Annotated in this window: 20 protein-coding genes; 10 read left to right on the plus strand and 10 right to left on the minus strand. The window is 68.5% G+C overall.

Annotated elements, in window-relative coordinates:
- Positions 1 to 195: 195 nt before the first annotated feature.
- From polA to ACOZBP_RS05970, 4 genes are all read left to right on the plus strand, one after another.
- Positions 196 to 3,108, plus strand: coding sequence for a DNA polymerase I (polA, locus tag ACOZBP_RS05955; protein WP_422675898.1), 2,913 nt, complete (start codon positions 196 to 198; stop codon positions 3,106 to 3,108).
- Between the two features lie 11 nt (positions 3,109 to 3,119).
- On the plus strand, positions 3,120 to 3,422 hold the full coding sequence (locus ACOZBP_RS05960; RefSeq protein ID WP_422675496.1) for a GNAT family N-acetyltransferase: 303 nt from the start codon (positions 3,120 to 3,122) through the stop codon (positions 3,420 to 3,422).
- Positions 3,423 to 3,472: 50 nt separating this feature from the next.
- Positions 3,473 to 4,672 carry an NAD(P)/FAD-dependent oxidoreductase gene (locus ACOZBP_RS05965; protein WP_422675497.1) on the plus strand — a complete coding sequence of 400 codons (1,200 nt, stop codon included), beginning with the start codon at positions 3,473 to 3,475 and terminating at the stop codon, positions 4,670 to 4,672.
- 141 nt (positions 4,673 to 4,813) lie between these two features.
- Positions 4,814 to 5,161, plus strand: coding sequence for a zf-TFIIB domain-containing protein (locus tag ACOZBP_RS05970; RefSeq protein WP_422675498.1), 348 nt, complete (start codon positions 4,814 to 4,816; stop codon positions 5,159 to 5,161).
- Positions 5,162 to 5,167: 6 nt separating this feature from the next.
- Here the strand turns inward: ACOZBP_RS05970 and ACOZBP_RS05975 are convergent, their stop codons facing one another.
- Positions 5,168 to 6,907 carry a hypothetical protein gene (locus tag ACOZBP_RS05975; protein WP_422675499.1) on the minus strand — a complete coding sequence of 580 codons (1,740 nt, stop codon included), beginning with the start codon at positions 6,905 to 6,907 and terminating at the stop codon, positions 5,168 to 5,170.
- Positions 6,908 to 7,099: 192 nt separating this feature from the next.
- Here ACOZBP_RS05975 and ACOZBP_RS05980 point away from each other — a divergent pair, with 192 nt between their 5' ends.
- From ACOZBP_RS05980 to ACOZBP_RS06000, 5 genes are all read left to right on the plus strand, one after another.
- The gene (locus ACOZBP_RS05980) at positions 7,100 to 7,804 is read left to right on the plus strand and encodes a response regulator transcription factor (protein WP_422675500.1); all 705 of its coding nucleotides are present in this window, start codon (positions 7,100 to 7,102) and stop codon (positions 7,802 to 7,804) included.
- The gene (locus ACOZBP_RS05985; protein WP_422675501.1) at positions 7,773 to 9,383 is read left to right on the plus strand and encodes an ATP-binding protein; all 1,611 of its coding nucleotides are present in this window, start codon (positions 7,773 to 7,775) and stop codon (positions 9,381 to 9,383) included. Before ACOZBP_RS05980 ends, ACOZBP_RS05985 begins: the two co-directional genes overlap by 32 nt.
- Positions 9,380 to 9,811, plus strand: a complete 432-nt coding sequence (locus ACOZBP_RS05990) for an HPr kinase/phosphorylase (protein WP_422675502.1) — start codon at positions 9,380 to 9,382, stop codon at positions 9,809 to 9,811. Before ACOZBP_RS05985 ends, ACOZBP_RS05990 begins: the two co-directional genes overlap by 4 nt.
- A 108-nt stretch (positions 9,812 to 9,919) precedes the next feature.
- A complete protein-coding gene (locus tag ACOZBP_RS05995; RefSeq protein WP_292085094.1) occupies positions 9,920 to 10,324 on the plus strand; it encodes a PTS sugar transporter subunit IIA in 405 nt (134 codons plus the stop codon).
- Complete coding sequence (locus ACOZBP_RS06000) at positions 10,321 to 10,614, plus strand: HPr family phosphocarrier protein (RefSeq protein ID WP_422675503.1); 294 nt, start codon at positions 10,321 to 10,323, stop codon at positions 10,612 to 10,614. Before ACOZBP_RS05995 ends, ACOZBP_RS06000 begins: the two co-directional genes overlap by 4 nt.
- 200 nt (positions 10,615 to 10,814) lie before the next feature.
- Here the strand turns inward: ACOZBP_RS06000 and gyrB are convergent, their stop codons facing one another.
- The 8 genes from gyrB to mutM all read right to left on the minus strand — a co-directional run bounded on the left by gyrB (position 10,815) and on the right by mutM (position 20,521).
- Complete coding sequence (gene gyrB, locus ACOZBP_RS06005) at positions 10,815 to 13,241, minus strand: DNA topoisomerase (ATP-hydrolyzing) subunit B (protein WP_422675504.1); 2,427 nt, start codon at positions 13,239 to 13,241, stop codon at positions 10,815 to 10,817.
- Between the two features lie 288 nt (positions 13,242 to 13,529).
- Positions 13,530 to 14,675 (minus strand): DNA replication/repair protein RecF, encoded by a 1,146-nt coding sequence (gene recF, locus ACOZBP_RS06010; RefSeq protein ID WP_422675505.1) that lies wholly within the window; start codon positions 14,673 to 14,675, stop codon positions 13,530 to 13,532.
- Positions 14,676 to 14,682: 7 nt separating this feature from the next.
- Positions 14,683 to 15,183 (minus strand): hypothetical protein, encoded by a 501-nt coding sequence (locus ACOZBP_RS06015; protein ID WP_422675506.1) that lies wholly within the window; start codon positions 15,181 to 15,183, stop codon positions 14,683 to 14,685.
- Between the two features lies 1 nt (position 15,184).
- A complete protein-coding gene (gene dnaN / locus ACOZBP_RS06020; RefSeq protein ID WP_422675507.1) occupies positions 15,185 to 16,303 on the minus strand; it encodes a DNA polymerase III subunit beta in 1,119 nt (372 codons plus the stop codon).
- A 146-nt stretch (positions 16,304 to 16,449) separates the two neighbouring features.
- Positions 16,450 to 17,889 (minus strand): chromosomal replication initiator protein DnaA, encoded by a 1,440-nt coding sequence (gene dnaA, locus ACOZBP_RS06025; RefSeq protein WP_422675508.1) that lies wholly within the window; start codon positions 17,887 to 17,889, stop codon positions 16,450 to 16,452.
- 512 nt (positions 17,890 to 18,401) lie between these two features.
- Entirely contained in the window at positions 18,402 to 18,671 is a 270-nt protein-coding gene (gene rpsT / locus ACOZBP_RS06030) for a 30S ribosomal protein S20 (RefSeq protein WP_114817932.1), read from the minus strand.
- Positions 18,672 to 18,803: 132 nt separating this feature from the next.
- On the minus strand, positions 18,804 to 19,589 hold the full coding sequence (locus ACOZBP_RS06035) for an enoyl-CoA hydratase (RefSeq protein ID WP_422675509.1): 786 nt from the start codon (positions 19,587 to 19,589) through the stop codon (positions 18,804 to 18,806).
- Between the two features lie 68 nt (positions 19,590 to 19,657).
- On the minus strand, positions 19,658 to 20,521 hold the full coding sequence (gene mutM / locus ACOZBP_RS06040) for a bifunctional DNA-formamidopyrimidine glycosylase/DNA-(apurinic or apyrimidinic site) lyase (protein WP_422675510.1): 864 nt from the start codon (positions 20,519 to 20,521) through the stop codon (positions 19,658 to 19,660).
- 230 nt (positions 20,522 to 20,751) lie between these two features.
- Here mutM and ACOZBP_RS06045 point away from each other — a divergent pair, with 230 nt between their 5' ends.
- Entirely contained in the window at positions 20,752 to 22,800 is a 2,049-nt protein-coding gene (locus ACOZBP_RS06045; protein ID WP_422675511.1) for an OPT family oligopeptide transporter, read from the plus strand.
- Here ACOZBP_RS06045 and ACOZBP_RS06050 read toward each other — a convergent pair.
- Entirely contained in the window at positions 22,797 to 23,666 is an 870-nt protein-coding gene (locus ACOZBP_RS06050; RefSeq protein ID WP_422675899.1) for a LysR family transcriptional regulator, read from the minus strand. The genes ACOZBP_RS06045 and ACOZBP_RS06050 overlap by 4 nt on opposite strands.
- Between the last annotated feature and the right edge of the window lie 3 nt (positions 23,667 to 23,669).

Below are 23,669 nucleotides of genomic sequence, written 5' to 3' on the forward strand. Positions count from 1 at the left end.
CGGTCCTGGCGGCCACGGCCGCCGCCGGGCTGGCCGTGGCGGCGGGAGCCCCCGCAGCACACGCCTCGGCCACCGGACGCGCCCCCTCCACCATGCTGCGCATGGTCCCCCTCCCCCGCTTCGCAGGGGAGGATTGCTTAAGGCGATGACGCGACCGTCGTCGCCCCCTATGTTCGCGCCATGACCGACGCGCCCATCGAATCCGCCGCCCGCCCCCCCGCGCGTGAATTGACCCAGGACGGACCGCCGCCCCGGCTTTGGCTGATCGACGCCTCGGCCTATATCTTCCGCGCCTACCACGCCCTGCCGCCCCTGACGCGCAAGTCGGACGGCCTGCCCGTCGGCGCGGTTCAGGGCTACTGCAACATGTTGTGGAAGCTGATCCGCGACATGAAGGGCGAGGACGGCCCGACCCATCTGGTCGCCGTCTTCGACCATTCGGAAAAGACCTTCCGCAACACCCTCTACGATCAGTACAAGGCCCACCGCCCGCCGGCGCCCGAGGATCTGGTCCCGCAGTTCCCCCTGGTGCGCGAGGCGACCGCCGCCTTCGGCGTCCAGTGCCTGGAACTGCCCGGCTATGAGGCCGACGACCTGATCGCCACCTATGCCTGCAAGGTCCGCGACATGGGCGGCGAGGCGGTCATCGTCTCCTCCGACAAGGACCTGATGCAGCTGATCGGGAACGGCGTCGTCATGTACGACCCGATGAAGGACAAACGGCTGGACGAAGAGGCCGTGTTCGAGAAGTTCGGCGTAACCCCGGACAAGGTGGTCGAGGTCCAGGCTCTGATCGGCGACAGCGTCGACAACGTCCCCGGCGCCCCCGGCATCGGGCCCAAGACGGCGGCCCAGCTGATCCACGAGTACGGCGACCTCGACACGCTTCTGGCCCGCGCAGGGGAGATCAAGCAGCCCAAGCGCCGCGAGACCCTGATCGCCTTCGCCGACCAGATCCGCCTGTCGCGCGAACTGGTGACCCTGACCTGCGACGCCCCGGCGCCCGAGCCGGTCGACGACTTCCTGATCCGCGATCCCGACCCGGCGGTGCTGTCCGAGTTCCTGGAGCGGATGGAGTTCCGCTCCCTGCTGCGCCGCGTCGGCGACGGCAAGGCGCCGCAAAAGGAGGGCTCGGCCTTCGCCCGTCAGCCCAGCGCTCCGGTCGCCACCCCGCGCTATGGTCAGACCGAGGTCGCGACGCCCGACGCGGTCCACGACTTCGACCGCGACAAGTATGAGTGCGTGCAGACGCTGGAGGATCTGGACCGCTGGATCGCCCGCGCCCGCGCCGCCGGGATCATCGGCTTCGACACCGAGACCGACGCCCTGTCGGCCACCCATGCGGGCCTGTGCGGCGTCTCCATCGCCGTCGGCCCGAACGAGGCCTGCTACGTCCCCCTGACCCACGACCATGAGCCGAGCGGCGACGCGGCGCTGAGCGGCGGTTTCGACTTCGGCCTGGAACCGGCCCAGGGCGAGACGCGCGAGCCGCTGACGCAGATCGACAAGCCCACCGCGCTGGAACGGCTCAAGACTTTGCTTGAAGACCCGGCGGTTCTGAAGGTCGGCCAGAACATCAAGTACGACCTCGCCGTCATGGCCCGGCGCGGCATCCGCGTGTCCCCGATCGAGGACACCATGCTGATCTCCTACGTCCTCGAAGGCGGGCTGCACAGCCACGGCATGGACGAGCTGGCGCGTTTGCACCTCGGCCACGAGACCATCCCGTTCAAGAGCGTGGCGGGCGCGGGCAAGAGCCAGAAGAGCTTCAAGCACGTCGAGCTGAAGCCGGCGACCTGCTACGCCGCAGAGGACGCGGACGTGACCCTGCGCCTCTACAAGCTGCTGAAGCCGCGTCTGGCGACCGAGCGCCTGACCACGGTCTATGAGACGCTGGAACGCGGCATGCCCGCCGTCCTGGCCGACATGGAGCTGAACGGGGTGCGGGTCGATCCCGACCGTCTGCGCTCCCTGTCCTCGACCTTCGGCCAGCGCATGGCCGAGCTGGAGGAGCAGGCGCACAAGCTGGCGGGCCGGCCCTTCAACGTCGGCAGCCCGCGTCAGATCGGCGAGATCCTGTTCGGCGAAATGAGCCTGCCCGGCGGCAAGAAGACCGCATCCGGCCAATGGGGCACAGACGCCAGCGTGCTGGAAGAACTGGCGCTGACACACGATCTGCCGCGCGCCATCCTGGACTGGCGTCAGCTGTCAAAGCTCAAGGGCACCTATACCGACGCCCTGGTCGCGGCCTCGGACCCGACGACGCACCGGGTGCATACGTCGTATCAGCTGGCGGCGGCGACGACGGGGCGTCTGGCCTCGTCCGATCCCAACCTGCAGAACATCCCGATCCGCACCGAGACGGGCCGCCTGATCCGTCAGGCCTTCATCGCCTCGCCGGGCCATGTGCTGATCAGCGCCGACTACAGCCAGATCGAGCTGCGCCTGCTGGCCCACATCGGCGACATCCCCGAGCTGAAGCGCGCCTTCAAGGCCGGTCTCGACATTCACGCCGCCACCGCGTCCGAAATGTTCGGCGTGCCGGTCGAAGGGATGCCGTCGGAAACCCGCCGCCGGGCCAAGGCCATCAACTTCGGCATCGTCTATGGCATCTCGGCCTTCGGTCTGGCGGCCCAGCTGGGCATCGATCAGGGCGAGGCCGGGGCCTATATCAAGACCTATTTCGAGCGCTTCCCCGGCATTCGCGCCTACATGGACAAGACCAAGACCCAGGTGAAGGCCGACGGCTTCGTCACCACCGTCTTCGGCCGTCGCATCCACATCCCGGCCATCCATTCCAAGTCGGGCGCCGAGCGTCAGTTCGGCGAACGCGCCGCCATCAACGCCCCGATCCAGGGCGCCGCCGCCGACATCATCCGCCGCGCCATGATCCGCATGCCCGCCGCCCTGGCCGAGGCGGGGCTGAAGACCCGCATGCTGTTGCAGGTCCACGATGAACTGATCTTCGAAGCCCCCGAGGCCGAGGCCGAACGCGCCCTGGTCGTGGTCCGCAAGATCATGGAAGGCGCCGCCGACCCCGCCGTCGCCCTGACCGTGCCTCTGGTGGTCGAGGCCAAGGCCGCAAACAACTGGGACGAAGCCCACTGATGGAGACCGCCATGGACCCCGAAATCCACGACAACGCCGAGGCCACCCGTTACGAGCTGACGGTGGACGGCCAGACCGCCGTGGTCATCTACAACAAGGTGGCGGGCGGCCTGCTGATCACCGAGACCATCGTGCCGGTTCCGCTGGAGGGACGCGGCATCGCCAGCCGGATGGCCAAGCACGTCCTGGCCGACCTGAAGGAACGCGGTCTGGTCATCCTGCCGACCTGCCCCTTCTTCGCCAGCTATCTGAAGAAGCATCCCGAGTACGCCGACGTCGTGCATCCCAGCTATCGCATCGCTCTGGGTCTGTAACAGGGCCTTCCGAGGTCGCCTCAGGCGGCCGCGCCTGCTAGGGCGGGGCGATGAAGAACGAGACCCTCGACGTCCTGATCGTCGGCGCCGGCGCGGCCGGCATGATGTGCGCCATAGAGGCGGGCAAGCGCGGTCGTCGCGTGCGCGTCATCGACCACGCCCGCGCGCCCGGCGAGAAGATCCGCATCTCGGGCGGCGGGCGCTGTAACTTCACCAATACGAGAACCAGCGGGGCTGAGTTCCTGAGCGAGAACCCGCGTTTCGCCCTGTCGGCGCTGAAGCGGTTCACCCCGCACGACTTCCTCAAGATGGTCGAGCGCCACGGCATCGCCTGGCACGAAAAGACCCTGGGCCAGCTGTTCTGCGACGACAGCGCCAAGCAGATCATCCGTATGCTGACGGACGAGATGAAGGCGGCGGGCGTGACCCTGTCGCTGGGTCTCGGCGTCAAGGCCATCGCCCGCGACGGCGAGCGCTTCGTCGTCGATCTGGATGACGGCACGCGCGTCTCGGCGGCGTCGCTGGTGGTGGCCACCGGCGGCAAGTCCATTCCGAAGATGGGCGCGACCGGCTGGGGCTATGAGGTGGCGCGCCAGTTCGACCTGCGGGTGACCGAGACGCGTCCGGCCCTGGTGCCGCTGACCTTCGAGCCCGGCCTGCTGGAGCAGCTTGTCCCGCTGGCCGGCGTCGCCGTCGACGCTGTGGTCAAGACGACGGAAAAGTCGAGGCCCGCCAGCTTCACCGAAGCCATGCTGTTCACGCACAGGGGCCTGTCCGGCCCGTCGATCCTGCAGATCAGCTCCTACTGGCGCGAGGGCGAGGCCATCACGGTCAACATGGCCCCGACCGAGGACGTCGCCGCCCGGATGCTGGCGGCCAAGACCGAGAACGGCAAGCAGGCGGTGCATACGGCCCTGGGCCACATCATCCCCCGCCGACTGGCCGAGGTCGTCTGCGCCCGCGAGGGTCTGGCCGGCAAGCTGGCCGAGGTCGGCGACAAGAAGCTGCGGGCCATGGCCGAGACCGTCAACGCCTGGACGGTCAAGCCGGTCGGATCAGAGGGCTATCGCACCGCCGAGGTCACCCTGGGCGGGGTCGACACCGCCGCCCTGGACCAGCAGACGATGGAGGCGAAAGCCGTCCCCGGCCTCTTCTTCATAGGCGAGGTGGTCGATGTCACCGGCTGGCTGGGGGGCTACAACTTCCAGTGGGCCTGGTCGTCGGGCTGGGCGGCAGGGCAGACCTGCTGACGTGGGCCGCCGGGGCTGCGGCGTCTGCGCACGTTGTCGCAGGGCCGGCGCCACCCTAACTCTATCCTCAGCGGGACGGGCCCCTCTGGCGGCGCTTTGGCGACGTGATGTCGGACCGCATCTTTCGACCTTGAGGACCCCATGCCCCTACTGATGTGCCCCAATGACAACGCCGCCATGCAGACGCTGGACCGCAACGGCGTCCAGTTCGACATGTGCCCCAGCTGCCGCGGCGTCTGGCTGGATCGCGGCGAACTGGAAAAACTGATGGCCGGCGCCGCCGAGGAAGGCCGCGCTTCCGCCCCTCAGGCCGCGTCGCAGCCGACCTATCAGCAGCCGGTCCAGCAGCAGCCCATGCAACAACCCTGGGGCGGACAACCTCAGGGCTATCGCGAGCCGCCGCGCTACAAGGATGATCGTCATCGCGACGACGACTACCACCACCGCAAGAAGAAGAAGCGGATGGACATCTTCGACATCTTCGACTGACGGCGTTCAGGCGGCCAGGCCGACCGCCTTCATCAGCGGTCGCAAGGCCTGCACGGCGTCAGGCGCCGCGCCCAGCGCCGTGCGCACCTCGGGAGATCGAAACAGCCTGATCGCCTCGGCCCTGGCCCGTTCCGCGACCGGGCCCGTGGGCCCGGTTTCGGCAGCGGCGAGACGCAGAAGAGCCGCCAGCTTCTGCGTCGCCGGCACGGGGGCGCGCACAATCTGGACGGTCAGCCTGGCGTCCGCCTCGATGGAGCCCCCGACCACGCCCAGCGCCTCCACGATCGCGTCGCGATCACGGTCCGACAGCGCAGCATTGCCCACGGCACGCTGCAGGGCGCTGAGGGCGATCAGCTTCTGGCCGGGCGCCTGGCTCATGGCCCGCATCTCGGTTTCGAAGCGCAGGGAGGTGACACAGGCGTCCAGCCACCGGGCCGCCGCACGCTTGTTGGCGCCGCCGGTGACGTTCTCGCAGAGCCGCGCCAGCCGCTCCGCCTCCTTCAGCGCCGTGGGGCAGCCGCGCACATAGGCGGCGACGAAGTCCGCTGTCACCAGGCTCTTGGAGCGCTCGCTGAAGGCGGTCTGCACCTCTTCCAGCGTCAGCAGGCGACCGGCCGTGGCGGTCAGGGCGACCGCCAGCGCGCGCAGGATGTCGATTTCCCCCTGCGGGTCATTGGGCCGCAGCCGACGAGGGCTCATCAGTTCGCGCACCACCATTCGCGCCAGCGATGCGGACAGAAGCGGGAAGTCGCCCGCCGCCAGCCGTTCGCCCAGCCGCGCCGGGCCGCCCTCCACCGGCGGCACCAGAACGGCCAGCCGGGCGTCGCGGGCGATCAGGGCGTTGATTTCGCGGGGAGCCACCATGCGCACCACCGCCGCCAGGCTGGAGCCCTGATCCAGCGCCGGGCCGACGATCTGGGCCAGGCTGGCGCGCGAACCGAACAGCTCGCACAGCACCTGCTCGACCGGCACGAAGACCAGGGCGCGCGGCGGCCCGTCCGCCGGCGCGCGGTCGCAAAGATCCATCAGGCGGTCCAGGCGCGCCCGGGCGCCCTTCACCCCCTTCAGCGCACCGGCGACAACCCCGCCCATGATAAAGGCGCGGTCCGCAGAGCCGCTCAGCCGATGCGCCACATCGGCGATCGAACGCTCGGCCAGACCGGGGAACTGGTTGCGGCGCCCCGCCTGCAGAACCCGTTCGATCGCCTGCTCGCTGAGTTTCAGATAGTGGCGCACCAGATCATGCACCGGCTGCCCCGTGGCCTGGCTTTCCGGCACGGCCACCTTCTGGATGGCGTGCTGCAACTCGACGCCCGAGGCCTCCAGCCGCTCGGCCAGATCGGGCCGGTGCAGCAGTTCGAACGTCGTCGCGCCCTGGCGGGTCAGCCAGTCCTCCAGCACGCGGCTGATAAGGTCGCGGGCGTGGGGGGTATAGAGGTCCTGGACCCCGCGGCAGCTGGGGCCGACCCGCTCCTCGCGAACCTTCACCTTCTGCTTCATCTCGGGGGCGCCGCGCGTCAGGACGTTGACGCTGGCGAACTCCATGGTGTCGGGGTCCAGCGTCTCCTTGGTCACGCGCACGGCGCAGGCCTGACCGTCGCGCAGCAGGTCCTCGGCCGTTTCGATCGCCGTCTTGCGGTCCTCGGTCGCCATCGACAGCGACCAGGACGCGGGCGGCGTCTTGCGAATATAGATTTCGTAGTGAACCGGACCGGCCATGGCGTCTTTCGCGTATCGACCGGCCATCCTGCGCCCTCAGGCTTTAAGGCGAGGTTTCGCCTTTTCACGGCCAAGGTTGAAAGACAGGCTCTGGCGAACCATTTGCTGTGGCCGTAATGTCACCACGATGGAATAGAACGGTTACGCTTGTCGCGCGTTGAGCTTTCAACTGCGACGGATGATCGAACGACCGCCGCCGCCCGCACTCAGGAGAAGCTCTTGGCCAATATCACTCTGGTCGATGACGACGAAAACATCGTCGCCTCCGTGTCCCTGGCTCTCGAAAGCCACGGCCACAAGGTCACGGCCTATCATGACGGCGCCTCGGGCCTGGAAGCGCTGGAGGCCACGCCGCCGGATCTGGCCATCCTGGACGTCAAGATGCCGCGCATGGACGGCATGGAGGTGCTGCGCCGCCTGCGCCAGACCTCGCAGATCCCGGTCATCATGCTGACGTCCAAGGACGAGGAGATCGACGAGATCCTCGGCTTCAACCTCGGCGCCGACGACTATATCCACAAGCCCTTCAGCCAGCGTCTGCTGATCGAGCGGGTCAAGGCCCTGCTGCGCCGCACCGGCGCCGACGGCGGCGAGGTCGAGACGGCCGCCGAAGCCGCCGGCAAGGCGATCAAGCGCGGAAAGCTGTCGATGGACCCGGCGCGCCACGAGAGCACCTGGGAAGGCCGTCCGGTCAAGCTGACCGTCACCGAGTTCCTGCTGCTTCAGGCCCTGGCCCAGCGCCCCGGTTTCGTGAAGAGCCGCGACAGCCTGATGGACGCCGCCTACGACGATCAGGTCTATGTCGACGACCGCACCATCGACAGCCATGTCAAACGGATGCGAAAGAAGTTCCGGGTGGTCGATCCCGAGTTCGACGCGATCGAGACCCTGTATGGCGTCGGTTACCGCTACCGCGAAAGCTGAGATCGAGGACGCCCCGGCGCGGCGCCGTTTCCGCTTCGGCGGATCGCGCCTCGGCGGCTTCATTCTCGCGCTCAACCTGCTCAGCCTGCTGATCCTGTTCGGCGGGGCCCTGGCGCTGAATGAATGGAAACGCGGCCTGATCGAGGCGCGGCAGGAATCCCTGTCGGTCCAGGCCGAGCTTCTGGCCAATGTGCTGGGCGAGCTGGGCATCACCCGGGGCGAGCCCTATCCCATGCTCGACCCCGGATCGGCGGGCCTGTGGCTGCGCGACAACTTCATTCCTGCGGGCCAGCGGGCGCGCCTGTATGATCAGGACGGCCTGCTGGTTTCAGACAGCTACGCCGTCACCGACGCCATTCCGGGCGAGAGCCTGCCCCCTGCCCGTCCCGCCGGAACGCCGGTCCCCTCCAGCGAGCCCACGCCGCGTGAGGAAGCGCGACTGACGCGCGCCAACGCCGAACTCTCAGCCGAGGTCGAGCGCGCCCTGCAAGGCGCGCCCCAGGCCGACATCCGTCGCAACGAGGACGGCGACCGGGTCGTCTCGGTCTCCCTGCCCGTTCGCCACGTGCAGCAGGTGCTCGGCGTGCTGACGCTGGAAGCGGGCGACGTGGACGAGACCCTGGCGGCCCAGCGCCGCGCCCTGACGCCCTTTGCCCTGGTGGCCCTGGCGGTGAACCTGCTGTCGGCGCTGGTGCTGCATATGTTCGTGGCTCGCCCGGTCATGCGACTGTCGGCGGCGGCGGATCAGGTGCGCCTGCAACGCGCCCGCGCCATCTCCCTGCCCGACCTCGAAGACCGCAAGGACGAGATCGGCGACCTGGCCCGCGCCCTGGAGTCGATGACCGACACCCTTTCGACGCGCATGGACGCCATCGAACGCTTCGCCGCCGACGTCAGCCACGAGATCAAGAACCCCCTGACGTCGATCCGCTCGGCGCTGGAGACCCTGCCCCTGGTCAAGACCGACGAGCAGAGAGCGCGCCTGACCAACCTGTTGCAACAGGACGTGCGTCGTCTGGACCGGCTGATCACCGACATCTCCAACGCCTCGCGGCTGGACGCCGAGCTGTCACGCGACCGGCCCCGCCTGATCGACCTCAACGAACTGCTGGGCGACATCGTCGCGGTCTATGATGGCAGTCAGAAGCCGGGCGAGGCCGTGGTCCGCTTCGCCTCGACGGCCGAGGCCGCGCGCGTGCTTGGCCGCGACATTCCTCTGGGCCAGGTCTTCCGCAACCTGATCGACAACGCCCGCTCGTTCAGCCCGCCGGACGGCGAGGTCCGCGTGCGCCTGGAACGCGACGACAGCCGGGCCGACCTGCCGCTGCGCATCCGCGTCGAGGACGACGGCCCGGGCATCCCGGCGGAGAACCTAGAAACCGTGTTCGAGCGCTTCTACACCTCGCGCCCCAAGGGCACGGCCTTCGGCGCCAATTCGGGGCTGGGCCTGTCCATCGTGCGCCAGATCATCGACGCCCACGGCGGGCGGGTCCATGCCGAGAACCGTGTAGACGCGGCCGGCGCCGTGGTCGGGGCCCGCTTTGAAGTCCTGCTGCCCCTGGCCGGACGCCGCCCATGACCGCGCGGATGCAGCCGATCCACGCCACCGCCGTAGCCCGACATACGCCGCAGGGCTGGCGCGGCGTCCTGATCCAGGGCCCGTCCGGCATCGGCAAGAGCGATCTGGCCCTGCGCCTGATCGGCCAGGGCTGGCGGCTGATCGCCGATGACTGGACCCATCTTTGGGCCTCCGACAACACCCTTTACGCCTCCGCCCCGACCACCATCGCCGGCCGGATCGAGGCGCGCGGCCTGGGCATCGTCACCACGCCTTTCCAGCCCATCGCCCGGATCATGCTGGCTGTCGCCTGCACCCACGAGGCCGTCGAGCGCCTGCCCGAAGCCGCGACCTGGACCTGGGACGACGTGACGATTCCACGCCTGCGCCTGGACCCTCGCCCGGCCTCGGCGGGTCAGGTGGTCGCAACTGCGCTCGCCGCTCTTTGAACCGGCGCGCGATTGGCCTATGAAGGCCGGCTTGCAGATCAGTCCGGGCGCCTCAGAGGCGCTCGCTGAGAGCAGAAGCGCGGGGCGTATTGTCTTGGTGAAGCCTTCATGATCGGGCTGGTGATCGTCACCCACGGGGGCCTGGCCTCCGAATTTCTGGCGGCGATGGAGCACGTGGTCGGCCCTCAAAGGGGCGTGGCCGCGATCTGCATCGGCCCCGAGGACGACATGGAGCGACGCCGCCGCGACATCGTCGATGCGGCCGCCGCCGTGAACGACGGCGACGGCGTCATCCTGCTGACCGACATGTTCGGCGGCACGCCCTCCAACCTGGCCATTTCGGTGATGGAGCAGACCCACGCCGAGGTCATCGCCGGGCTGAACCTGCCCATGCTGATCAAGCTGGCCAGCGTGCGCGGTCGCGAAGACCTGGAGACCTGCGTCGCCCATGCGCAGGACGCGGGGCGCAAATACATCTCGGTGGCGTCCTGGGTTCTGGCGGGCGAAAAATGACCGACGCTTCTGTTCAGGGCCCCATCCAGGTCACCGTCGGCATCTGCAACCAGCGCGGGCTGCACGCCCGCGCCTCGGCCAAGTTCGTCAAGCTGGCCTCCAGCTTCGAATCCGAGATTCGCGTCACGCGCGACGGCGTCACCGTTGACGCCCGCTCGATCATGGGCCTGCTGATGCTGGGCGCCGGGATCGGCTGCGGCGTCGATATCGAAGCCGACGGCCCCGACGCCGCCGAAGCCATCGAGGCCCTCAGCGACCTCGTCGCCCGCAAGTTCGACGAAGACCAATAGGCCCGGCGCCGAGCCTCAAGGCGTCTCGGTGATCAGCAGCGCGGCGCTGGCCGTGCCATTCATCACAGGTCCCGGTGCGCGGCTTGTCGAAACGCCCCCGGGCGTCGCCGTCGCCATAGCTGTCGTCGTCGCATGGCCAGTTGCCGCCCTGGCCGCCCGCCAGGACGGCCAGTCATGCAGTCAGACGGTCGGGGTTGGCGTCAGACGTCGACGGCGGCGTCCAGGGCGTTTTCCTGGATGAACTCGCGGCGCGGTTCGACCACGTCGCCCATCAGCTTGGCGAACAGGTCGTCGGCGTCGTCGCCATGCTCGACCTTGACCTGCAGCAGGGTGCGGGCGTTGACGTCCAGCGTCGTCTCCCACAACTGCTCGGGGTTCATCTCGCCCAGACCCTTGTAGCGCTGGATGGCCATGCCCTTCTTGCCGGCGTCCAGCACCGCGTTCAGCAGGTCGAGAGGGCCGCGAATGGTCGTCGACTTGTCCTTGCGGCGATAGACGCCGGGCTGGTCGAACAGCCCCTCGAAGGCGCCGGCGCGCTCGGCCAGACGCCGGGCGTCCAGCGAGCGGCCCAGTTGCTCGTCCAGGACGATGGTCTCGGTCACGGCGCGACGGACGCGGCTGAACAGGACCCCGCCCTGTTCGGCGCGCGCGCCCGACCAGGCGCCGTCGCCTTCTTCGGCATAGAGGTTCAGGCGTTCGGCGGCGCTGGCGGCGCGCGCCTCCAGCTCGCCGGTCTCGGTGAACAGGCCGGCCAGGGCCCCCTGCTCGATGGCGAAGGCAGGCGCCCGGGCGGCCAGACGGTCGACCAGGGCCTTGAAGGCCTTAGCCTCGCGCACCAGGGCCTGCAGGTCCAGACCCATGCGGCGCTCGCCGTTGGCCAGGTCGAGCTCGGCGTCGCCGCAGCCCTCCTCGATCAGGTAGGCGTCCATCTCCGCCTGGTCCTTGACGTAGCGGTGCTGCTTGCCCTTCGACACCTTATAGAGCGGCGGCTGGGCGATGTAGACGTGGCCGCGTTCGATCAGCTCCGGCATCTGACGATAGAAGAAGGTCAGCAGCAGGGTGCGGATGTGGGCGCCGTCGACGTCGGCGTCGGCCATCAGGATGATCTTGTGATAGCGCAGCTTGTCGGCGTTGAAGTCGTCGCGGCCGATGCCGGTCCCCAGGGCCAGGATCAGGGTGCCGATCAGCTCCGACGACAGCATCCGGTCAAAGCGCGCCCGCTCGACGTTCAGGATCTTGCCGCGCAGGGGCAGGACGGCCTGGTTCTCGCGGTTACGCGCCTGCTTGGCCGAGCCGCCGGCGGAATCGCCCTCGACGATGAAGAGTTCGGACTTGGCCGGATCGCGTTCCTGACAGTCGGCCAGCTTGCCGGGCAGGGAGCTGATCTCCAGCGCCGACTTGCGCCGCGTCAGGTCGCGCGCCTTGCGGGCGGCTTCACGCGCCGAGGCGGCTTCGATGATCTTGGATACGATCAGTCGCGCTTCGACCGGGTGTTCCTCGAACCATTGCGACAGGCCCTCGGAGCAGAGGTTTTCGACCGCCGGGCGCACCTCGGACGAGACCAGCTTGTCCTTGGTCTGCGAACTGAACTTGGGGTCCGGCACCTTGACCGAGAGAACGCAGGTCAGGCCCTCGCGGGCGTCCTCGCCGGTCGGCGCGACCTTCTCCTTCTTGGCCAGGCCCGAGCTCTCGATATAGCTGCCCATGACGCGGGTCAGGCTGGCGCGGAAGGCCGACAGGTGGGTGCCCCCATCCCGCTGCGGGATGTTGTTGGTGAAGCACAGCATGGTCTCGTGGTAGCTGTCGTTCCACCACAGGGCCAGATCCACCTCGATGCCGTCCTTCTGGCCGCGAATGACGATGACGTCCTTCAGGATCGGCGTCTTGGACTTGTCGAGGTGGCGCACGAAGGCTTCGACGCCGCCCTCATAGTGCAGCAGGATCTCGACCGGCTCGGCCCCGCGGTGATCCGACAGCTTGATGACCACGCCGGAGTTCAGGAAGGCCAGCTCGCGCAGGCGGTGCTCCAGCGTCTTCAGGTCGAAGTCGATGTGGCTGAAGGTGGTGACCGAGGGATAGAAGGTGACCTCGGTGCCGGTCAGCAGGCGCCCCTTGTCCTCGCGCATCGGCGCGTCGCCGATGACGGCGAGCGAACGCACCGTCTCGCCGCGCTCGAAGCGGACGCTGTGCTTCTTGCCGTCGCGATAGACGACCAGCTCCAGCCAGTCGGACAGGGCGTTGACCACGGACACGCCCACGCCGTGCAGACCGCCCGACACCTTGTAGGAGTTCTGGTCGAACTTACCCCCGGCGTGCAGCTGGGTCATGATGACCTCGGCGGCGGACACGCCTTCCTCTGCGTGGATGGCGGTCGGGATGCCCCGCCCGTTGTCGGTCACGGTAACCGAGCCGTCCTCGTTCAGCGTGACCGTGACCAGGTCGGCGTGACCGGCCAGGGCCTCGTCGATGGCGTTGTCCACCACCTCATAGACCATGTGGTGCAGGCCGGAGCCGTCGTCGGTGTCGCCGATATACATGCCGGGGCGCTTGCGCACCGCGTCCAGGCCTTTGAGAACCTTGATGGAATCAGCGCCGTATTCCGGCGAGGCGTCAGTCTGGTCGGTCATGAAAACGTCGGCTCAGGGTCCGCGGACGGACAGGGAAAAGACGGCCTTTCAGCCGTCTGCATCAGGTCGCAATTCACCGCGCCCCGACGTCGATAACATATAGGAAATTTGACAGGAAAAGCCACTCCTTGTCCCCCTCTCCCTCCCCTTCATGGGGAGGGTGGTCGCACAGCGACCGGGTGGGGAGGGCGAGGCGAGAAAGACGCAGCGCCTGAATAGCCGAAGCGCCCCCACCCGACCTCGGCTACGCCTCGGCCACCCTCCCCATGAAGGGGAGGGAGAATGCGCCTACTCGCCCGCGAGCAGCGCCCCGCCCTCCACGCTCACGAACTGCGCCCGCCCTTCCAGCGCCGCGAACAGGCTGCGCTCGGTGCCGGTCATGAAGGCCGGCAGACCCAGGGCCTCGATCTCGTCGAACAGGGCGGCGCGCCGCACCTCGTCGAGGTGGGCCGGAGCCTCGTCCAGCAGCAGAACGGGCTGCGCCTTCTGGCCGAACCCAGGACTGGCCAGCCGCCCGACCTGGGCCAGGATCAGGTTCAGCACCAGGGCCTTCTGCTCGCCCGACGAGCCTTCGGCGGCGGGCCGGTTCTTCTCGCGGTGAAGGGCCGTCAGGTCCGAACGATGCGGCCCGAACAGCGACCGCCCCGCCGCCGCATCGCGCCCCCGCGCCCGCACAAAGCCCTCGCCCAGCATCCCGACGATGTCGGCCTCGTCCGCGCCGGCCGCCGCCATCGCCTCAGCCTCGCCGGTCAGACCCAGATCGGCCTGGGGAAAGGGCCGGTCGTCGCGCGCGTCGATACCCGCCTGCAAGGCCGCCAGCGCCGTGGTGCGCGCCATCGCCGCCCGCGCCCCGGCCTCGGACAGCCGCGCCTCCAGCGCGTCCAGCCACAGGGGGTCGGCGGGCTTGCCTTCCGCCCCGTCGGTCAGCAGCCGCAACCGCTCGCGCAGGGCCTTTTCATAGGTCGAGACCGTGGCCGCATGGTCAGGATCGGCGGCGAAGACCAGCCGGTCGAAGAAGCGCAGCCGCGCCGCCCGCGCGTCGGAAAACAACCGGTCCTGCTCGGGCGTGGCCCAGACCGGGCGCAGGTGATCCAGCAGCCGTCCCGGCGGGGCCGTCTCCCCGTCGATGCGGACGATGCGCCTTGCCGCCCCCGGCGTCTGCACCCCGGTGCCCAGACGCACCTCTTCGCCATCCTCGTCCAGAGTGACCATGACGGCCCAGGCCCGCCCCAGGGCCTCGCCCGGCTCACGCCGCCCCATCTCCTGCGCCGTCGCCCCGCGCAGACCCTTGCCGGGGGTCAGCAGACTGATGGCCTCCAGCAGATTGGTCTTGCCCGCCCCGTTCGGCCCATGCAGCACCACGGCCCCGCCGGAAACCGGCAGGCTGGCGCTCGCATAGGAACGGAAGTCGGTGAGGGCGAGGGAGGTGATCATGCTTGGGTCAGGACGGCGGCGCATAGCGCCGACGCCAGTCATTCAGAATTTTGACGACATACCCCGGCGATTCCTCAGGAGATACAGCAATGGTCCCATCAACTCCGGCCATGAGCCGCGGCAAGCCTCGGACACGCATCCTCGCACCCGGTTTGAGGACATAGCCAGCCACGCCTCCACCTCGGCGCTCAACCAACTCGAAACTCTGAATGTCTTCCCAGGGTATCAACCGGGTCTTTCTCAGACCTCGAACGCTGAACCCTTCCTTGGTGAGGACAAGTTCAGGGGGAAGGCACAGCCTGAGGAAAGACAGAGCAGCAAGCCAACCAAACGCCGCCATGCAGCCGATCGCGACGATCTCGCGCGTCGCTTTCGGATACCGATAAGATTCGTAGTCGCCGTCCAATATCCAGACAGCGACCACGATGCCGAAGATCCCCCCAAGCGTTCTGAGCCCCGACTTCCATGCCGCGCCCCGAAAAACTAGGCGTGGCTCAGGATCGGTCAACTCACACCCGCAGCGGCATCAGCACGTACTGCACGCCCGGATCGGCCGGATCGAGCACCAGGGTCGGCGACGCCGGGTCGGCGAATTTGAAGTGGGCGGTCTCGCCTGTGATCTGGCCGGCGACGTCCAGCAGATAGCGGGCGTTGAAGCCGATCTCGAACGGCTCTTCGGAATAGCCGATCTCGACCTCTTCCTCGGCCTGACCGGCCTCCATGTTGCGGACGGTCAGCTTCACCCGGTCGTTGTCGAAGGCCAGCTTCACCGAGCGGCTCTTTTCCGCCGAGATGGTGGCCACGCGGTCGACGGCCTTGGCGAACAGGGCGTTGTCGATGTCGGCCTGCTTGTCGTTGCCCTTGGGGATCACGCGCAGATAGTCGGGGAAGGCGCCGTCGATAACCTTGGAGGTCAGGCTGGCCTGGCCGAACTCGAAGCGGATCTTCTGGGCCGAGACCTGGACCTCGACCGGGCCGTTTCCGTCGTCCAGCAGGCGGCGGACCTGATCAATGGTCTTGCGCGGCACGATGACGCCGGGACCGCCCGCCGCGCCTTCCGGCGCCGGGGTCTCGGCCAGGGCCAGACGGTGGCCGTCGGTGGCCACGGCGCGCAGCAGGGGAATGCCGCCCTCGGCCACCGTGTGCAGGTAGAGGCCGTTCAGATAGTAGCGCGTCTCTTCGGTCGAGACGGCGAAGCGGGTCTTGTCGATCAGCCGCGCCAGGTCTTCCTTGGGCAGGGAATAGCGCGCGCCCGTGGATTCCGTCGACATGATGGGGAAGTCGCCGGCCGGCAGGACCGGCAGGTTGAACTTGGACCGGCCCGCCGAGATGACCAGACGCGGATCGTCGCCCGAATAGGTCAGCGAGACCTCGGCGCCGTCCGGCAGCTTCTTGACGATTTCGTACAGGGTGTGGGCCGAGGCCGTGATCTGGCCCTCGACATTCACCTGGGCCTCGGCCTCGTCCACCATCTCCATGTCGAGATCGGTGGCGGCGAAGGCCAGGCGATCGCGCCCGGCGCTCAGCAACACGTTCGACAGGATCGGAATGGTGTTGCGGCGCTCGACCACGCTCTGAACATGCCCGAGGGCCTTCAGGAGCGCGGAACGTTCGATGGTCAGCTGCATGTGGTCTCGCCCGGGCCGCGACGCCTTCATCAGCGTCGCCGTAAGGATGGGCTGGAACACTAGCGCATTGAGCGGCGGGGGCAACGGGGGGCCGACATCCTGTGACGTCTGCCCCCGCTATCCACAGGCTGGCCGTGGACGAAACCTTATCCGCGCAGCTTGCGGGTCAGGGCTTCCACGTCGCGTGCGATCTGCTCTTCCTTGGGCATCAGCTCCTCGATCTTGCGCACGCCGTGCAGGACGGTCGTGTGATCGCGCCCGCCGAAGCGACGGCCGATGTCGGGATAGGAGCGGGTCGTGTGCTGCTTGCACAGGTACATGGCGATCTGGCGCGGCCGGGCGATGGCGCGGGTGCGGCGCTCGCTCAGCAGATCGGCCTGCTTCAGGTTGAAGTGGTCGGCGACCGTCTTCTGGATCTCGTCCACCGTGATGCGACGCTCGGGGCCGCCGCGCAGGGCGACGCCCAGCAGGCTTTGCGCCTCGTCCACGCCCAGGGTCGACAGGCGGGCGCCGGCGACGGCGGCCAGGGTGTTCACGGCGCCTTCCAGTTCACGCATCGAGCCGGGGGTGCGGTCGACCAGGTGTTCCAGCACGTCGGTGCGGGCCTCGCCCGTCACGACGCCCAGCCGGGCCAGGGCGTGCAGACGCGACTGGGCCACGGCGATCTTCAGATTGCGGTCGGCGGCTTCGACCGGGCAGGTCAGGCCGGCGGACAGGTGGCTGCGCAGGCGCGGCTCGACATCGGTCAGGGCGGTCGGGGCGCGGTCGGCCGACAGGACGATGCGTTTGCCGTCCTCGATCAGCGCGGTCAGGGTGCTGAGCAGTTCCTCTTGCGTCGAGGTCTTGCCCCCGACGAACTGGACGTCGTCCAGCAGCAGCATGTCGGCCGAGCGCAGGCTTTCCTTGAAGGCCGCGGTCGAGCGGTCCTGCATGGCGCGCACGAAGGTCGAGAGGAAGCGCTCGGCGGTCAGATAGACCACCTTGGCGTCGGGGCGCAGGCGCTGCGCCTCCCAGGCGATGGCGTTCAGCAGGTGGGTCTTGCCGTAGCCGTAGGGGCCGCAGAAGAAGACCGGGTTGAAATGGCCGTCGGCCCAGCTGGCGACCTGCCTGGCGATGGCCAGGGCAAAGGCGTTGCCTTGGCCTTCGACGAAGCTGTCGAACGTCAGGCGCTCTTGCAGGCCGGCGGCGCGGACGGCGCGGGCGCCGTCGGTCGAGGGGGCGAAGGAGGAGGCGGCCGACGCCATGGCCGGGGCGACCACGCCGCCCACCGAGGCCAGGCGCGGAGCCTCGCCGGCGGGGAAGGCGGTGGCCGGAGCGGGCGAACCCACCTCGGCGCGGCAACGGACATCCAGACGGCGCGACAGGCCGTCCAGGCCCAGCCACAGCTCGTTCATGCGACGCAGGGCGTTCTTGCGCACCCAGTCCCGCGCATAGGCGGTCGGCGTCACCAGGATCAGATTGCCCGAAGCGTCCAGCCGCACGGCCGACGGCGCGATGTAGCTGCTGAACGGACCGTCGCCGATCTCGGTCTTCAGGCGGCCCGCCGCCTCAGTCCAGATACGGTCAGGATCCGTCATGCCCGTCATCGCCGCGCCCCCCAATATCGTCAAAACACACCCGCCAAGAGCTAGAACCACCGAACGAACGCACGTCGAAGGCGACTGCCGGGACGACTTCTCCTGTCCCGAAAAGCCGAGGCTTCACAGGTGGGGTCATACTCACGGACAGACGTCTCCCGCCGGCGGAAACCATTGATTTCCCCCGTCTTCATCCGGATTGGGATGGAAGTGCGTTACCGGCCAAAACTTACGCGTCGCACGCCGGAGATCAACGCTGATTCGAGTCGAGATTCGCACTTAAATTGTTTGACTCCGGCAAACCTCGGCCGCGCTTGAGAAAATGGCCGTTTCGCCCCAATTTCGATCAGCGGATTCCATCAGTCGCTTAGCGCCAGACAGCAAGACGGCGAGGGAGCTTGCGCTTCCTCGCCGTTGAAATCGCTGGATTTTCTTGCGACAACCCCGTTACGGGTCATCCGAACGCGTCAGATGACGTCGTTTGACAAAGGCGTGAAAGCCCGTCCGCGACGCCGTCTAAATCAGGCGGCCGACAGCTTCTTCAGCTGGGCGGCCAGACGCGAAACCTTGCGCGAGCCGGTGTTCTTGTGAACCACGCCCTTGGACACGGCGCGCATCAGTTCCGACTGGGCCGTGATGAAGGCGGCCTTGGCCGCGGCGGCGTCGCCGCCCGTCAGGGCTTCCTGGAACTTACGCAGGTAAGTACGGACGCGGGTGCGGCGGGCCTTGTTTACTTCGGTCCGCGCTTCGATCTTGCGGATCGCCTTGCGGGCGCCTGCATTGTTGGCCATCGGGTAAAACCTTCGAACGAAAACGCCGCGAACCCACGTCCACGGCGAGGAAATCTCAAGAGCGGGCGGCTATAGCGGAAAGGCTCCGGCCGGTCAACGCGACCCGGCCGGAATTGAATCACAGCCTGGGTTTCAGCGCCCCGTGAAGACGGGTTTGCGCTTCTCGACGAAGGCGGCCATCCCTTCCTTCTGGTCCTCGAACGCGAACAGGGAGTGGAACAGGCGGCGCTCGAACACCACCCCTTGTGTCAGGGTCGTCTCGAAGGCGGCGTTGACCAGCTCCTTGTTGGCCATGACCGCCAGGATCGACTGGCCGGCGATCTTGGCCGCCGCCGCGCGCGCCTCGTCCAGCAGGGCGTCGGACGCCACCACGCGCGAGACCAGACCGGCCCGCTCGGCCTCGGCCGCGTCCATCATCCGGCCGGTCAGGCACATGTCCATCGCCTTGGCCTTGCCCACGGCGCGGGTCAGGCGCTGAGAACCGCCGATGCCGGGGGCCACGCCCAGGTTGATCTCGGGCTGGCCGAACTTGGCCGTCTCCGAGGCGATGATGAAGTCGCACAGCATGGCCAGCTCGCAGCCGCCGCCCAGGGCGTAGCCCGACACCGCCGCGATGATCGGCTTGCGGAAGCTCGCCACCCGGTCATGGGCGCGGGCGAAGAAGTTGCCGCGATACATGTCGGCATAGGCCTGGTCCGCCATCTCCTTGATGTCGGCGCCGGCGGCGAAGGCCGTCACCGAGCCGGTCAGGACCACGCACCTGACGGAGTCATCGTCGGCCACGCTCTCCAGGAAGTCGCCCAGCTCACCGGTCAGGGTGGTGTTCAGCGCATTCAGCGCCTCGGGCCGGTTCAGGGTGACGACCGCATAGCCGTCGGCGTGGCGTTCGATCAGCAGGGTGGAATAGGCGTCGGCCATGGAGGCGCTCCTCTATATCGTTCGCGGCAGGTCTAGCGCCTCAGCCCGCCCACTGGAACACCCGCGCCCTAACCCTTCTGGCAGACCGGACAGAAGAAGGTCGAACGCCCGCCTTGGACCACGCGCGTCACCACGCCGGAACAGTTTTCCGTCCGGCACGACTCGCCCTCGCGGCCATAGACGTCGAAGCGATGCTGGAAATAGCCCTGCCCGCCCTCGACATTGGCGAAGTCCTTCAGCGTCGAGCCGCCCGCCGTGATGGCGTCGACCAGGACGTTCCTCACCTCGGTCGCCAGCCGTTCCAGTCGGGGCCGGCTGACCTTGCCCGCCGGCGTCAGCGGCGAGATCCGCGCCCGATAGAGGGCTTCGCAGACATAGATATTGCCCAGTCCCGCGACATTCCTCTGGTCAAGCAGGCTGACCTTGATGTTCTGCGTCTTGCCCGCAAACACCTCGGCCAGATGGGCGGCGGAAAACCCGTTGCCCAGCGGCTCCGGTCCCAGACCCGCAAACCAGGCATGCCCCTGGACTGCTTCCGTCGGGATCAGCCCCATGAAGCCGAACCGCCGCGCGTCGGCATAACCCAGCCGCGTCGTCACCCCGTCCCGCTCGACCGTCAGGCTCATATGCTCATGCTTGCCGACGACCGGTGCGTCCGTCTCGAACACGCCCGGCGCCGCGCCTTCCAGCGTGAACCGCCCGGTCATGCCCAGATGCGTCACCCAGGTCTCGCCGGTCGACAGCGGGAACAGCAGATACTTGGCCCGCCGGTCCAGCCGCAGCACCGTCGCCCCGTCCAGACGCTCGACGAACCGCTCGGGAAAGGGAAAGCGCAGATCCGGCCGGTTCTGACGCGCCATCGTCAGCCGCGCCCCCTCCAGCACCGGCTCCAGACCACGCCGCACGGTTTCGACTTCGGGTAATTCAGGCATGCCCAAACCTAGCCCTTCTCCCCCAGGGCGAGAAGCCGCCTCTCCTCCTTCCCCCCTTGCGGGAGAAGGCGGCTCGCGCAGCGACAGAACGGCGCCTGCCCCACCCGGCCGCTGACGCGACCACACTCCCCATGAAGGGAAGGGAGAGGTGCTCGCCTATCTCTCCGCGACCCGTTGTCACAGCGCCGCTTTCAGGATTACCTCCGCGCGACAACGGAAAAGAGCCCCGCATGACAGACAGTCCTCCCACCACCGGAAAACGCATCGAGCTGACCATCCGCGCCCTGATCCTGGGCTGCTTGCTGGCGGCGGTGTTTACGGCGGCCAACACCTATCTGGGGCTGAAGGTCGGCCTGACCTTCGCCTCGGCCATTCCGGCGGCGGTCATTTCGATGGCCCTGCTGCGCGCCTTCAAGGGTTCGACCATCTGGGAGAACATGACGGTCCAGACCGTCGCCTCGGTCGGCGGCGCCATGAGCTCGATCATCTTCGTCCTGCCCGGTCTGGTCATGATCGGCTGGTGGATGAACTTCCCCTTCTGGGAGTCGGTGGCGATCTGCGTGCTCGGCGGCGTGCTGGGCGTGACCTTCTCCATTCCCCTGCGCCGCACCCTGGTGGTCCAGGGCGGCCTGCCCTACCCCGAGGGCGTCGCCGCCGCCGAGGTGCTCAAGGTCGGCTCGCCGGGCGCGGATGAATCCGAAAGCGCGGTGCGCGAGAACCGTTCGGGCCTGTTCGTCGTCATCGGCAGCGCCATCGCCTCGGCCTTCTTCGCCTTCCTGGCCTCGGCCCGCGTCTTCGCCGCCGAGACCACCGCCTTCCTGCGCCTGCCCGCGGCTCTGGGCGGGGGCGCCACCGGCGTCGGCTTCTCCATGCAGTTCGCCCTTCTGGGCGCCGGCCACCTGATCGGCCTGGCCGTCGGCCTGACCCAGCTGTTCGGCCTGGTCCTGGCCTGGCTGATCTTCGTGCCCATCCTGACCTCGCCAGAGTTCGTTGCCTGGGCCGCCGCCCACGGCGTGCCGTCCATCGCCGCCAGCCTGCCCGCCGGCGCCCCGGCCGAGGAACTGGCCATGACCGTCTGGGCGCGGGAAGTCCGCTTCATCGGCGCCGGCGTCATCGGCGTCGCCGCCCTGTGGACCCTGTTCAAACTGGCCAGGCCTCTGGTCGCCGGTCTGGCCTCAGCCCTGGCCGCCCAGTCGAAACGCGCCCACGGCGAGGTGCTGGACCGCACCGAGCAGGACATTCCAATCAAGATCGTCGGCCTGCTCTCGCTCGCCGCCCTGGTCGGCATCGCCGTCCTGCTGGCCGTCTTCGCCCAGGGCACGGCCCTCGCCGGTTCGACCCCGCTGCTGGTCGTCGGCGGCCTGATCTACGTCGTTGTCATCGGCTTCGCCGTGGCCGCCATCTGCGGCTACATGGCCGGCCTGATCGGTTCGTCGAACAGCCCCGTTTCGGGCGTCGGCATCCTGGCCATCATCATCGCCTCCCTGCTGATGCTGGGCGTCATGGCCATAGCGGGCGTGCCGGCCGATCCGTCGATCATCGCCTTCGCCCTGATCGTCACCGCCGTGGTCTTCGCCGTGGCCGTCATCTCCAATGACAACCTGCAGGACCTCAAGACCGGCCAGCTGGTCGAGGCCACGCCCTGGCGTCAGCAGACGGCCCTGCTGGTCGGCGTCGTCGCCGGCGCCCTGGTCATCCCCTTCGTCCTGGACATGATGAACCAGGCCTTCGGCTTCGAAGGCGGCCCGCCCGCCATCGTCGAGGGCTCGCAGACCCTGGCCGCCCCCCAGGCCACCCTGATCTCGGCCCTGGCCAAGGGCGTCATCAGCGGCGAGCTGCGCTGGGACCTGATCGGCATCGGCGCCCTGGTCGGCGTCGGCGTCATCATCCTCGACGTCATCCTGCGCGGCGCCACCAAGGACAAGATCAAGCTGCCGCCGCTGGCCGCCGGCATCGGCGTCTATCTGCCGGCCGCCGTCACCACCATGCTGGTCGTCGGCGCCGTCTGCGGCTGGGCCTATGAGAAGTGGATCGCCACCACCCGCTTCGCCGACGTCGGCCGCCGCATGGGCGTGCTTCTGGCGTCCGGCCTGATCGTCGGCGAAAGCCTGTTCGGCGTCTTCACCGCCGCCGTCATCGTCAGCACACGGAACGAGGCGCCCTTCGCGCTTCTGCCCAAGGAGACGATGTGGCCCGCCATGTGGGCCGGTCTGATCGCCTTCGCCGTCCTGACCTTCGCCCTCTACGCCTGGATCCGCAGCCGCTCGGCCAGGGTCTAGATCGCGGAGGCGAAGGCCTCCGCCGCCCTGCTGGGCCGCCGTTCGCGGTGGCGCAGCAGGTGAAACGGCCGCTCGGGCAGATCGAGCGGCAGACGAACCAGCCGCCCCGCCTCGATCAGGGGCTGGGCGGCCAGTTCCGAAATCGCCGTGACCAGCCCGCCCGCCGCCACCGCCGACAGGATGGCCTCGTTGGACGGCAGGGTCAGAACGGCGCGTAGCCCCGCCGCGACGCCGCGCGGCAGGGCCGCCTCGAACTCGCTGCGCGTCCCCGACCCTTCTTCCCGCAGGGCCCAGTCCAGCGCCTTCAACTCCGCCGCCGACAGGGGCTCGGCCCGCCCCGCCAGCGGATGCCCCGGCGCCGCCACCACCACCAGCCGGTCCGCGTCGATCCGCACCTTCTCGACCCGGGACGCCTCGAACGCCCCCTCGATCAGACCCAGCTCCGCCTCGCCCGCCAGCACGGCCTCGACCACCCGGTGCGTATTGCCGATCGACAGGTGCAGCTGGATCTCGGGATGGGCCCGGGCAAAGGCGGCCATGCGCGGCGGCAGCCAGTAGGCGGCGATGGTCTGGCTGGCGAACAGCCGCACCGAACCGCGCTTCAGCCCCGCCAGATCGTCCAGCGCCTGCTCCGCCGCCTCGGCCTGGGCCAGGACGGCGCGAGCCTCGGGCAGGAAGGCGGCCCCCGCCGCGTTCAGCGCCAAGCCCCGGCCGACGCGATCAAACAGCTGGGTCCCGTGCCGCGCCTCCAGCGCCGCGACCGCCGCGCTGACCGCCGACTGGGTCAGGTTCAACGCCTCGGCCGCCCGCGTCATATGCAGACGCTCGGCCACGGCGACAAAGATGCGAAGCTGTTCCAGCGTCATGGC

The sequence above is a fragment of the Brevundimonas sp. NPDC058933 genome (assembly GCF_049315965.1).
In the GTDB taxonomy this organism is placed as follows: domain Bacteria; phylum Pseudomonadota; class Alphaproteobacteria; order Caulobacterales; family Caulobacteraceae; genus Brevundimonas.